Here is a 13,970-nt window from a genome sequence, read left to right as displayed (position 1 = left end):
CTGCCACGCAGGCCCGAGTATTCCCACCTGCAACGCCCGCCTGTTCAGCCCTGCCCTTGCGTGGCAAGCACACCTGCCAACCAACGCCCCACCTCGCTGTAGATCGCCTCGACCGACTCGACCATGCCGTGCATGCGCAGGAAGTCATGGGTCAGCCCCTGCTCCACCCGCCAGGACAACGGCACCTGGGCCTGCTCCAGCGCCCGCGCCCAGGCAATGCCCTCATCGAGCAGCGGATCGTGACCGGCCAGGGCCATCCAGGTCGGTGCCAGCCCGCGCAAGTCCCCCAGGTGCAAGGGTGAAACGCGCCAGTCCAGGCGCTGGGCGTCGTCGGTCACGTAATGGCGGTAGAACCACTCCAAGGTCTGGCTTTCCAGCAGGTAACCTTCGGCGTAGCTGGCATGCGAAGGCCGCTGGCGGCTGATATCGGTCACCGGGTAGAACAGCAGCTGTGCCAACGGCCGCAGGGGCGCATCCTGCGCCTGCTGCACGGCAGCCGCCGCCACCACGATCGCCAGGCTCGCCCCGGCACTGTCGCCGCTGACCACCACACGCTGCGCATCCAGTTGCCACTGCCCGCCCTGCTCGACCAGCCAACGGGCGCTGGCCAGCGCATCCTGCGCCGCGGCCGGGAACGGCGCTTCAGGCGCCAGCCGGTAGGCAGGCGCCAGCACCGCGAAGTCGCTGCACATTGCCAGGCGGCGGCACACCGCATCATGGGAGTCGAGGCTGCCGACCACATAGCCACCACCATGGAAATACAGCAATACCGGCTGCAGCCCACTGCGCGGTGCTTCGCGGCGGTACAGGCGCGCCGCCAGCGGCTGGCCGTCGGCCGTGCTCATCGGCACGGCCTGGACCTGCAGGTTGCCCGGTGGGCTGGGGTCGAGTATCTGCGAGCTGCGTTCGAATTCGACGCGGGCCTGCTCGACACTCATTTCGTGCATGGGCTTGCTGGCACCGGTGAGCCGGCCCATGTCCACCAGCTCGAGAAAGCCGGCCAGATCGGGATGCAAAGACATTGGATAATCCTCGGAAAAAACAGCCGGGTGCCCGCTTTCGCGGGCACCCGGGCACTCAGTGAGTCAAAGGCAGGGTCAGGCGCAGGCTGTCGCTGACGTCTTGCAGCAAGGCCCGATGGTTGAGCATGTCGTAGTGCCCGGCAGGCACATGGCGCGCCGCCAGGCATTGCCCCAGCGCGGCCTCGAACGCCTGATGCACAGGGCTGCCGAAGCCATCGCCCCACCAGCACTGGGTGTCCACCGCCACCGCGGGCAAGGCATGCAGCTGCTCGGCCAAGGCCTTCAGGCGCATCGCCACGACGAAGGTATGTGCCAGTTCCTGGGCCTCGACCCGGGCATAGGCGCCCTGCGCACCCGCGTGCTGCTGCAGCCGCGCGATGTGCTGCTCCAGCACCACGGCGTCCAGTGCCGGCAATGCCGACGGCTCGAACGCCGCCGCAGCCGCATGGCCCAGGGTCACCTCGAGGAACCCCGGCAGCTCATCACGCCAATCCGATAGCAACGGGTTCGCCGTGGGGATGTAGCTGTCCACCAGCCCCAGCAGGCTCACGGCCTGGCCCTGGGCGAGCAACTGCTGGGCAATCAGCACCGCCAGCGGCGCCCCCAGCGACCAGCCGAGCAACTGGTAGGGGCCTTCCGGCTGCTTGTGGCGAATGGCCTGGGCGTAATCGACGGCCATGGCGGCCAGCGAGCCATCCTGCCAGTTGCGGTCCAGCAACATCCGGCACTGCACGCCGTACACCGTGCAGCGCCCCTCCAGGTGCCGGGCCAAGGGTTCATAGTCGAACACCGTGCCAAAGCCTGCGTGCACGCAGAACAGCGGTGGTGCGCCGTCGACCCGCCGGTTGAGCGCCAGCAACGGGTCAGGCGCACCACTGGCCGCCTGGGTGTCGCACAGCTGGGCAATGGTCGGCTTGCTCATGATGTCGCGCAGTTTCAGCGACAGGCCCAGGGCCGGCAACCCGCGGACCTTGCCCAACACCTTGAGCACCCGCAGCGAATCACCGCCCAGCTCGAAGAAGTTGTCGGTGACCCCCACCTGCTCGAGCTCCAGCACCTCCTGCCAGATGGCCACCAGAGCCTGCTCCTGCGGGGTGCGTGGCGCCACGTGCTCGCGGCCCTTGAGCTGCGGATCCGGCAGGGCCTTGCGGTCCACCTTGCCATTGGGGCTCAGGGGCAGCGCCGCCAGCAGCACGATCTGGCTGGGCACCATGTAGTCCGGCAGCTCACTGCCCAGTTGCTGGCGCAGCTGCTCGGCCAGGCCATCACGCTCGTCCGCCACCACATAGCCGATCAATTGCTTGCCGGCGCCCGACTCACGCGCCACCACCACGGCATCACGCACCCCTGCCTGGGCACGCAGGCGGGCCTCGATTTCACCCAGCTCGATGCGGAACCCACGCACCTTGACCTGATGGTCGAGGCGGCCCAGGTAATCGAATACCCCATCGGCCCGGCGGCGCACCAGGTCGCCGGTGCGGTACAGGCGCCCGCCCTGCGCGCAGAATGGGTCGCAGACGAAGCGCTCGGCGCTGATCCCCGGCCGCTGGTGGTAACCCCGCGCCAGGCCCTCGCCACCGATATACAGTTCACCGGCGACGCCATCGGCCACCGGGTTGAGCGCGCTGTCGAGCACGTACAACGTACGCCGCCCGACCCGGCTGCCGATCGGCGCATACACCGCATCGCACGGCTGGCTGGCATCGACCCGCCACAGCAGCGGGGTGACCACGGTCTCGGTCGGCCCGTAGCCGTTGGTCAGCGCCTGCGGGCGCAGGTTGCGCCGTACCAGGTCATAGTTGGCCTGGGCCACGGCGTCGCCACCGAAGCAGTAGATGCGCACTGCCGGCGGCTCACGACCTTCGGCGTACTCGGCCAACTGCTGCAGATAGGCCGGCGGGAAACAGGCGATATCGATCGCCTGCTCATGCAAGGCCTGCCAGGTCTGTTCCGGTGTCCACAACTCATTCGGGCGGATCACCAGGCGGCCACCGCCCATTAGCGTGGTCAGCCAACGCTCCTGGGCACCGTCGAAGGCAAACGACATGAACAGCAGCTCGCGTGTTTGCGCGTCCATCCCATAGCGCTCGGCGATCGCCTGGCAATGCATCGCCAGCGGCCCATGGGCCACCGCCACACCCTTGGGCTGGCCCGTCGACCCCGAGGTGTAGATGAGGTAGGCCAGGTTGCCCGCCAGCAGCGGCGCCCGCGGCGCTCGCTCAGCCGCTACCTGGGTGGCCAGGTCATCGAGTTCCAGCACCCTGGCGCCGGCACTGGCCGGCAACTGCTCACGCACGCAGCGCTGGGTAAGCAGCACGCTGGCGGCACTGTCCTGCAGGATCCAGGCCTGCCGCTCGCGGGGGTAGCTGATGTCCAGCGGCACATAGGCGCCGCCGGCCTTCATCACCGCATAGAACGCCACGATCATCTCCACCGAGCGTTCCAGCGCCACCGCCACACGCACTTCCGGCCCCACGCCGCGCTGCACCAGCAGGTCGGCCAACAGCTCGGCGCGCTGCTCCAGCTGTGCGTAGGTCAGTTGCTGCCCGGCACACACCAGGGCCACCTGGTCGGGCCGCTCGCGGCTGTGCCGGGCGATGCGTGCCGCCAGCAGTTGCGTGCTGTCCTGGCCCTCCAGCCGGTTGGCCTGGCGCAGTGCCTGCTGCCCCGCCTGCCCCAGCATCCCGAGGTTGCCAAGGCGCGCCTGCGGCTGATCGAGCAGCGCCTGCAACAGGGTTTCGAAGCTGGCGCGAACCTGCTCCACAGAGGCTTCGCTGAAGCGCCCCAGCAGGTAGAGGAACTCGATCTTCAGGGTGTCGCCCAGGTGCACCGCCAGGTCCATGGCGTAGTTGGTGACATCGCGCGAACTGGCCTTGCCGAACTGCAGGTGCTGGTCCTGGGCCTCGGCCAGGCGCTCATCCACCGGATAGTTCTCGAACACGATGATGCTGTCGAACAACCCAGCCCCACCCTGCCCCGCCCAACGCTGGATCTCGGCCAGGGAGGCATGCTCGTGGTCGCGCACTTCCAGGTTCCAGGCCTGCAACGCCTGCAACCATTCACTGACGACACTGTGCTCGGACAACGTCTGGACAATCGGCAAGGTGTTGATGAACAGCCCCAGCATCTCGCCCGAACCCGGCAGCTCGGCCGGGCGCCCGGCCACGGTGGCCCCGAAGCACACCGTGTCCTGCCCGGTATGGCGCTGCAACAGCAGCAGCCATGCCGCCTGCACCAGGGTGTTCGGTGTCACGCGCAACTGCTGGGCCACGGCCTTGAGCTGCCGAGTGCGCTGCTCGTCCCAGTCCAGGTACAGGGCCGCATGGCCCTCACGCTGGGTATCGGCCGGCAGGGCCAGGCTGGCGCTGAGGCTGGTGGCGCCCTCCAGGTTTTGCAGGCGAGGCTTCCAGAACTGCTCAAGGCGGGCCTGCGGCTGCTCACGCAACCAGCCGATGTAGTCGCGAAAATGCCCGCGCTTGGCCGGCAGTGGGTGGCCGGCATAGCTTTCGAATACTTCGCCCATCAGGCGCGAATTGCTCCAGCCATCCATCAGGATATGGTGGCTGGTCCAGATCAGCTGGCAGGTCTGGTCGTCCAGGCGGACCACGGTAAGCCGCGCCAAGGGCGCCTCGAGCAGCTCGAAGCCGCGCTCGCACTCTTGCACCGCAAGCGCCTGCAGCGCCCCTGCCTGGGCACCCTGGCCACGCCAGTCCAGGCGCCGCGCCGGCATGCGTGCCTGGCGGTACACCACCTGCAGCGGTTCGGCCAGGCCATTGCCGGTCCAGAAACCGGTGCGCAGGATCTCGTGACGCGCCACCACCTGGTCCCAGGCCGCAATGAAGGCGTCGATGTCCAGGCCCTTGACCTCGACACTGGTCTGGTTGATGTACAGGTTGGCCGCCGATTCCTGGGTATGGAACAGCATGCCCAGCTGTGTCGGCGACAGCGGGTAGATATCCTCCACCGCCTCCAGCGCGCCGGGGAACTGCTCCAGCTGTGCCTGGCTCAAGCCGCACAGCGGGAAGTCCGAGGGCGTCGCGCCACGCGTGGGCAACGCCACACAGAAGCGGATCAGCTCGCTGAGCGTTGCAATGTAGCGTGCCGCCAGTTGCTCGATCACCGCCGGTTCGAACATGCGCCGGCTGAAGGTCCAGTTCAGGCTGAGCTCGCCACCGTACAGCTGGCCGTTGATGGTCAGCCAGTTGCCCAGCGGGGCATCGTCGCCCTGCTCCTGGCCGCTGGACTCGCCGGCCGGCACGAACAGCGCACCGTCCTGTTCATCGAAACTGCCGTCGAACTGGCCCAGGTAGTTGAAGGTCACGCGCGGCTGCGGCAGCAACGCCAAGGCCTCGCGCACAGAGGGTTCGCCATAGCAGCGCAGCGCACCGAGCCCGACACCCCGCTGCGGGATGGCCCTGAGCTGCTCCTTGACCTGTTTGATCGACGCCCCAAGGTCGGCGGCCGGCGTCAGCCTGACCGTGAACAGCGAGCTGAACCAGCCGACGGTGCGCGTCAGGTCGATGTCGTCGGACAAGGCCTCGCGGCCGTGGCCTTCTAGCTGTACCAGGGCATCGGCATCGCCGGTCCATTCCACCAGGGTACGAGCCAGGGCGGTCAGCAGCAGGTCGTTGATCTGCGTGCGGTAGGCCGCCGGGGCCTGCTGCAGCAACTGCCGGGTCAGCGCGGCATCCAGGCGTACCTGGGTGCTGGCGGCGTGCCGGTTGAGCAGCGGTTCAGCCGGGGTTGCGGCCGGCCAGCTGACCTGCACATCGCGCAGCTGCGCCCAGTAGGCCAGCTCCGCATGCCCCGCCTCGCTGCGGGCGTAGGCCTGCAGGTGGTCGGCCCAGGCCTTGACCGAGTGGGTGCGTGGCCCCAGGTCCACCGGCTGGCCAGCCAGGCTTTGGCGGTAGGCCACCTGCAGGTCGTCGAACAGCACCCGCCAGGACACCCCATCCACCACCAGGTGGTGGATCACCAGCAGCAAGCGCTGGCCACCCTCCTGAAGATTGACCAGCACGGCGCGCACCAGCGGCCCGTTGGCCAGGTCGAGGCTGCGCTGCACCTGGTTGGCCAGTGCCTCCAGGCCGTCGACATCGAGCCCCTCGGCCCGCTCCAGCACCGCCCCCAGCGACGCACTCGGGCGGAACTGCGCCTGCCAGCCCTGGGCACCGTGGACGAACCCCAGGCGCAAGGCATCGTGCTGCACCAGCAACGCTTGCAGGGCTTTGCCCAGGGCGTCGGCGTCGAGCACCTGGGTCGGGCGCAACAGCACCGACTGGTTCCAGTGTGCCGGCTGCGCCAGCGGCATCTCGAAGAACGCCTGCTGGATCGGCAGCAATGCCGTGCTGCCCTGCTGCGGCCCCTGCTCGGCCTCGGCGTCGCCGCTGTCGACCCGCGCCACGCTGGCCAGGCCCTGAACCGTCTGGTGACGGAACAGGTCCTTGGGCGTGAAGCGGATACCGGCCTGCCGCGCACGGCTGACCACCTGGATGGAAATGATCGAATCGCCACCGAGCTCGAAGAAGTTGTCGTGCACCCCGACCCGTTCGAGCTTGAGCACGTCTTGCCAGATCGCCACCAGGGCCTTTTCCAGTTCGCTGTGCGCCGCCACATAGGCTTGTTGCGCCTGCCCCACCACAGGCCGCGGCAAGGCGCGGCGTTCCAGCTTGCCGTTGGGGCTCAGGGGCAACTGCTCGAGCAGCATCAGGTGCACCGGCACCATGTAGTCCGGCAGCACCGCGCGCAGGCGCTCCTTGATGGCGTCACGCAGCGCAGCGGCAGCGTTTTCGTCCGCGGCCGCCCGGGCGGGCACCACATAGCCGGCCAGTTGCGCGCCGCCGATACCCGGCACCGCCAGCACCACGGCCTCGCGCACCTGCTCCAGCTCCATCAGGCGCGCCTCGATCTCACCCAGCTCGATACGCAAGCCACGGATCTTCACCTGGTGGTCGATCCGCCCCATGTATTCGATCACCCCATCGGCGCGGTACCGCGCCAGGTCACCGGTGCGGTACAGGCGCTCGCCCACGCCGAACGGGCTGGCCACGAAACGCTCGGCGGTAAGCCCCGGGCGCCGGTGGTAGCCCCGCGCCAGGCCAGTACCGGCCAGGTACAGCTCGCCGACCACACCCACCGGCGCCGGGCCAAAGCCTGCGTCGAGCACATAGGTCTGCAGGTTGGCGATCGGCTCACCGATCGGCACGCTGTCGCGGCCCTCCTCGCGGCAGGTCCAGTGCGTCACATCGATGGCCGCTTCGGTCGGGCCGTACAGGTTGTACAGGCCAGCGCCCGGCAGCTTGTCGAAGACCTGACGCTGGGCATCCACCGGCAGCGCCTCGCCACTGCAGATGATCCGCGACAAGCCGACGCAACTGGCCGCGCCCGGGTCGGCAACGAACGCCTGGAGCATCGACGGCACGAAATGCAGGGTGGTGACCGCTTCGCGGCGGATCAGCTCGATCAGTTGCGCCGGGTCGCGATGCACGCCCGGGGCCGCGACCACCAGGCAAGCACCGGTCATCAGCGGCCAGAAGAACTCCCACACCGACACGTCGAAGCTGAACGGGGTTTTCTGCAGCACCCGGTCCTGGGCGGTCAGCCCGTAGGCCTGCTGCATCCAGCACAGGCGGTTGGTCAACGCCCGGTGGCGGTTGCCCGCCCCCTTGGGCTTGCCCGTAGAGCCGGAGGTGTAGATCACGTAGGCCAGGTGCTCGCCAGTTACCTGCACCTGGGGTGCCTGGTGCGGGTAGCCCGACAACGGCTGATCGAGCAGCAGGCAGGTCAGCGCCTCGGGCAACGGCAACTGCTCGCGCAGCTGCGACTGGGTCAGCAGCAACTGGATGCCGCTGTCCTCGATCATGTAGGCCAGGCGCTCCTCGGGGTATTCCGGGTCCAGCGGCACATAGGCACCGCCGGCCTTGAGCACCGCCAGCAGGGCCACGACCATCTCCACGCTGCGTTCGGCAGCCACCCCGACCAGCACGTCCGGCCCCACCCCGGCCGCCTGCAGGCGGTGCGCCCACTGGTTGGCCAGGGCGTCGAGCTGGGCGTAGCTCAGGGTGCGCCCGGCAAACACCAGCGCCGGGGCCTCGGGCGTCGCCGCCACCTGGGCCTGGATCAGCGCCTGTACGCTCTGCTCCAGTGGGTAGTCGACAGCGGTGGCGTTCCAGCGCTGCACGGTATCGCCAACCTCGGCCGGGCTGACCAGGGCAAGGTCGTCCAGCGCGCAATCGGGGTTGTCGACCATTGCCTGCAACAGGTTCAGCCAGTGGCCGGCCAGACGCTGCGCGGTGCTGGCGTCGAACAGGTCGAGGGCGTAGGTGAACTGGGCGCTCAGCGTGTCGTCCTGTTCGAGGATGTTCAGGGTCAGGTCGAACTGGGCCGTGTGCCCTTCGCTCTTGAGGTTGTCGATGCGCAGCCCGCCCACCTGCACGGCAGCAGCGGCCGCGCGCGGCGCCGCGCCACCCTGATGGTTGAACATCACCTGGAACAGCGGGCTGTGGCTCAGGCTGCGCTGGGGCCGCAAGGCCTCGACCAACTGCTCGAACGGCAGGTCCTGGTGGGCCTGGGCACCGAGCGCGTCCACCTTGACCTGCTGCAGGAACGCCCGCAACGACTGCTGCCCCTGCACCTCGGCACGCTGCACCAGGGTGTTGACGAAGAAGCCGATCAGGCGCTCGGTTTCCAGGCGGTTGCGGTTGGCCACCGGCACGCCGACGCGGATGTCCGCCTGGCCGCTGTAGCGGTACAAGAGGATCTGGTACGACGCCAGCAGCAGCATGAACGGGGTAACGCCCTCGGCCTGCGCCAGTTGCCGCAAGGCGCGGCACAGCGCAGGCTCAAGCTGCAGCTCGACGCTGGCACCGCGAAAGCTCTGCTCGGCCGGCCGTGGCCGGTCGAAGGGCAACTCCAGCACCGGATGCTCAGCGCCCAGGCGTGCCGTCCAGTAGGCCAGTTGACGCTCCTGCTCACCCGCCTCCATCCACTGGCGCTGCCACAGCGCGTAGTCGGGGTACTGCACCGGCAACGCCGCCAGCTGCGGCGCTTGCCCGCTGCAGTTGGCGGCGTAGAGCTGGACCAGCTCGTCGATCATCAGTTGCATCGACCAGCCATCGGTCACGATGTGGTGCTGGGTCAGCACCAGCACATGCTCGTCGTCCTCGACCTCGATCAGCGTGACCCGCAACAGCGGCCCTGCCTGCAGGTCGAAGCGTTGCTGGATCTGCGCCTCGATGCAGGCCTGCAGGCGCGCCTGACGCTCGCCCGCATCCGCGCCGGGCGCCAGGCGCTCACGCGCCATGCCTGGCCAGGCCGGCGCATCGATCACTTGCAGCACCTGCGCCTGGTCCTGGACAAAGCGCGTGCGCAGGCTTTCGTGGCGCGCCACCAGGGCGGCGAAACTGGCATCCAGCGCCGCCAGGTCCAGCTCACCCTTAAGCTTGAGGGCGGCGCTGATGTGATAAGCGCTGCTGTCGGGGTTCATCTGCCAGAGGAACCATTGCCGCTCCTGGGCATAGGACAGCTCCAGGGCTTCCTCGGGCTTTCGCTTGAACACAGGCGCAACACTGAACAGATTGATGTTCTTGTGCTTGAGCATCACCGCCAAGGCCTTGCGTTCCTTTGGCGAAAGCTCGCCTACCCTTTCAATCAACGCTTTCACACCTGCTCCCCTTCACTCAGAAATTAGCTTCTCAAGCTCATCTCCTGTTAAACGTTCAAGGGCCTCCAAAGATTTAGCCAGTTCATCCATCAAAGGTTCATGGCCGACATCCAGCGCCTGCACCGCCTCGCAGAAGGCGCCCAGGTCCTTGGCGCCGAACAGGGTCTTGAGCTGCACCTCCAGGCCCAGCTGCTCACGGATGCGCACCACCACCTGGGTGGCCAGCAGCGAGTGCCCGCCGAGGGCGAAGAAGTCGTCCTGCAGCCCCACCCGCGCAACGCCCAGCACCTGCTCCCAGATCTGCGCCAGGTGCTGCTCCAGTTCACTCTGCGGCGCCACATGGCGCGTCGGCGCCAGGTCCGGCGCCGGCAACGCGCGGCGGTCCAGCTTGCCGCTGGGGTTGAGCGGCAGCTGTTCGAGCAGCACCAGCTGGTTCGGCACCATGTATTCCGGCAGCACCGTACGCAGCTGGGCCTTGAGCGATTCGCGCAGGCCATCGGCATCGCCAGGCCGGGTGCCGGCCGGCACCACATAGCCGACCAGCTGTACGCCCGAGCTGCCTTCGACCGCCAGCACCACGGCGTCACGCACCTCGTCCAGCGCCTGCAGCAGGGCCTCGATTTCACCCAGTTCGATGCGCAAGCCGCGCAGCTTCACCTGATGGTCGATGCGGCCCAGGTACTCGAGCAGGCCCTGCTCACCGCGGCGCACCAGGTCACCGCTGCGGTACAGGCGTGCGCCAGGCTGGCGGGCAAACGGGTCCGGCACGAAGCGCTCGGCGGTCAGCGAAGCACGCTGGTGATAGCCCCGGGCCAGGCCCTCGCCACCGATGTACAGCTCACCAGGCACACCGGCCGGGCACAACTGCAGCGCCGCATCCAGCACATGGGCGGTGGCGTTGTCGATCGGCCGGCCCAAAGGCAGCACCGGCATCGACACCTGCTGCTCCACCTCGTACGCGGTGCTGTCGATGGTCGCCTCGGTCGGCCCGTACAGGTTGATCAGGCGGCCCTGCCAACGCGCGCGCAACTGTTCGCACAACTGCGCGGTCAGCGCCTCGCCGCCGCACAGTATGGTGTGCAGGCTCGCCAGCTGACGCGGGTCGGCCTGCCCCAGCAGGGCCTGCAACAACGACGGCGCCGACTGCAGCACAGTGATGCCTTGTGCCTCGACCTGCTGCCACAGCCGCGTCAGCGACTGGGCCTGGCCAGGCTCGGCCAGCACCAGCTGGGCACCGCTGATCAACGGCAGCCAGAACTCCCATACCGACGCGTCGAAGCTCAGTGCGGTCTTCTGCAGCACCCGGTCGTCCGCGCTCAAGGGCAGCAGTTCACGCATCCAGGCCATGTGGTTGCACAAGCCGGCATGCCGCACCGCCACCCCTTTGGGCTTGCCGGTCGAGCCGGAGGTGTAGATCACATAGGCCAGTTGCTCGCCAGCGAAGGCCAGCGCCGGGGCATGCACCGGGTAGCCCGTCAACGGCTGGTCCAGCAGCAGGCATTCGAGCGTTGCCGGCACCAGCAATTGCTCGCGTACCTGTGCCTGGGTCAGCAGCAGCTTGATACCGCTGTCCTCGATCATGTAGGCCAGGCGCTCGCGCGGGTAGTCCGGGTCCAGCGGCACATAGGCGCCGCCGGCCTTGAGTACCGCCAGCAAGGCCACGACCGTCTCCAGGCTGCGCTCGGCCGCCACCCCCACCAGCACGTCCGGGCCAACGCCCGCCGCCTGCAGGCGATGGGCCCACTGGTTGGCCAGGCAATCGAGCTGTTGGTAGCTCAGCACCTGTTCGCCAAACACCAGCGCGATCGCATCCGGGGTTGCCGCGGCCTGGGCCTGGACCTGGGCCGGGATGCTCAGGTCCAGGCGGTGCTCCACGGCGGTGTCGTTGCCAGCTTCGCGCAGGCTCGCCTGTTCCGCGGCATCGAGCATGGATACTTCGCCCAGGGCCTGTTGCGCCGAGGCCGCCATGGCCTGCAGCAGGTTGCCCAGGTGCCCGGCCAGGCGCTCGATGGCCTGGGCGTCGAACGCCTGAAGGGCGTAGCGGTAATGCAGGGCGATCTGCTCGCCCTGGTTGACCGCCAGGCTCAAGGGGTAGCTGGTCTGTTCGTGATTGCTCACCGCGCCAAAGCCCAGGGCCTGCGGCGCCGCCTGCTCGAGCACCTGGGACACCGGGAAGTTCTCGAACACCAGCAGGTTGTCGAACAGCGCGCCACCCCCCTGGCCCGCCAGGCGCTGGATCTCGAACAGCGGTGCGTGTTCGAACTCGCGCAAGGCCAGGTTGCGCGCCTGCACGGCCTGCAACCAGTCGCCCACGGTCTGCTGCGCACGCGGTGTGGCGATCACCGGCAGGGTATTGATGAACAACCCCATCTGCTGCTCCATGCCCGGCAGCTCTGCCGGGCGCCCGGCCACCGTGGCACCGAAGCAGACACTCTGCTGGCCGGTATAGCGCTGCAGCAGCAACAGCCAGGCCGCCTGCACCAGGGTGTTGAGGGTGACCTTCTGCTCACGGGCGAAGCTGGCCAGGCGCGCAGTGGCCACCGCGTCGAGCAGCGCATGGTGTTCGCCATGCCCTTCGACGGCCACCGCGTTGCCAGCACGCTGGGCGGGTGCCAGGTGGGTGGGCTGCTCCAGCTCGGCCAGTTGCGCGCGCCAGAACGCTTCGAGCGCAGCACTGTCCTGGCGTTGCAGCCAGGCGATGTAGTCGCGGTAACGCCCGGCCGCCGGCGGCGTCTGCTCGCCGGCATAGCGCGCCAACACTTCACCGATCAGCTGCGAGTGGCTCCAGCCGTCGAGCAGGATGTGGTGATGGGTCAGCAGCAGGTGATAACGGCCGGCGCCACGGGCAATCAGTTGCACACGCAGCAATGGCGCCTGCTGCAGGTCGAAGCCTTGCAGGCGTTCGGCCACGGCCAAGGCATCCAGGTCGGCGTCAAGGTCGGTACGCGCCTGCCAGTCATGCACGGCAAACGGCACCTCGGCCTCGCGCAGTACCACCTGCAGCGGCTGGCTCAGCCCGCCCTGCCAGAGGAAGCCGGTGCGCAGGATGTCATGGGCCTGCAGCGTGGCCTGCCAGGCGACATGGAAGCGCGCCGGGTCGAGGCCATCGATGTCCACCCGCAGCTGGTTGACATAGTCGCCGCTGGCCTGCTCGTAGAGGCTGTGGAACAGCATGCCCTGCTGCATCGGCGACAGCGGGTACAGGTCCTGCACGCTGGCGGCGGCCAGCGGCAGCGCATCCAGTTGCGCCTGGGTCAGTTGCGCCAACGGCACATCCGACGGTGTCAGCGCACCGGCCTCAGGCTGGCAGCAGTGCTCGACCAAGGCCGCCAAGGCCTGGCTGTAGGCATCCGCCAGCGCCTGAATGGTCGCGTGGTCGAACCGTGCATCGCTGAAGCTCCAGCCCAGGCTCAGTTCGCCGTCGAACACCTGGCCATTGAGGCTCAGGGCGTTGCCCAGCGGCGCGCCGGCATCCTGTTCAGCGCCACGGGCCTCGTCGCACGGCAGCCAGAACGCCGCCTCGCCGGCCTCGAAACTGGCGTCGAACTGGCCCAGGTAGTTGAAGGTGATCGACGGCACCGGCAAGCCGGCCAACTGCGCGCGCACCGGCGCTGGCGCCAGGCGCGACAGCACGCCGAAGCCCAGGCCCTTGTCCGGGATTGCCCGCAGCTGTTCCTTGATCGCCTTGAGCGAATCGCCCAGGCCTGCGGCCGGGGTCAGCCGCAGCGGGAACACGCTGGTGAACCAGCCGACACTGCGGGTCAGGTCGATGCTGTCGAACAGGTCTTCGCGGCCGTGGCCTTCCAACTGCACCAAGGTGTGTGGCTGGCCGGTCCAGCGGCAGATCACCTGGGCCAGCGCGGTCAGCAGCAGGTCGTTGACCTGGGTGCGGTAGGCCGCCGGCGCCTCCTGCAACAGACGGCGGGTGGTGGCCTTGTCCAGGCGCGAATAGACCGTGCTGCCATCGCGGTTGGCCTGGCCGCCTTCGGCGCGATCCCACGGCAGTTCGGCGCTGACATCAGCGGCCTGCGCCTGCCAGTAGGCCAGTTGCGCCATGGCGCCTTCGCCAGCATGGCGTTGCAGCTGCTCTGCCCAGTCGCGCTGCGAGCTGGTCTTGCCCGGCAGTGCCAGCGGCAGGCCGCGGCTCAGTTGTTCATAGGCCTGTTGCAGGTCCTCGAACAGGATCCGCCACGACACGCCGTCCACCGCCAGGTGGTGGATCACCAGCAGCAGGCGCTGGCTGCCATCGGCCAGGGTCGCCAGCAGCGCCCGCAACAGTGGCCCATCAC

3 protein-coding genes are annotated in these 13,970 nt (G+C 68.4%); all 3 read right to left on the bottom strand.

What is annotated here, in order from left to right; all coding sequences use genetic code 11:
• Positions 1-44: 44 nt before the first annotated feature.
• The gene (locus tag L6D77_RS14255) at positions 45-1,022 is read right to left on the bottom strand and encodes an alpha/beta hydrolase (protein WP_232884206.1); all 978 of its coding nucleotides are present in this window, start codon (positions 1,020-1,022) and stop codon (positions 45-47) included.
• A gap of 55 nt (positions 1,023-1,077) precedes the next feature.
• Positions 1,078-9,681, bottom strand: coding sequence for a non-ribosomal peptide synthetase (locus L6D77_RS14250; RefSeq protein WP_309295656.1), 8,604 nt, complete (start codon positions 9,679-9,681; stop codon positions 1,078-1,080).
• Positions 9,682-9,693: 12 nt separating this feature from the next.
• On the bottom strand, positions 9,694-13,970 hold a 4,277-nt coding region (locus L6D77_RS14245; protein WP_236170070.1), incomplete at its 5' end, for an amino acid adenylation domain-containing protein.

The sequence above is a fragment of the Pseudomonas parasichuanensis genome (assembly GCF_021601385.1).
Classification (GTDB): Bacteria; Pseudomonadota; Gammaproteobacteria; order Pseudomonadales; family Pseudomonadaceae; genus Aquipseudomonas; species Aquipseudomonas parasichuanensis.
The sequence above is the reverse complement of the archived record's forward strand: the minus strand, read 5'-3'. Positions and strand labels throughout refer to the sequence as shown.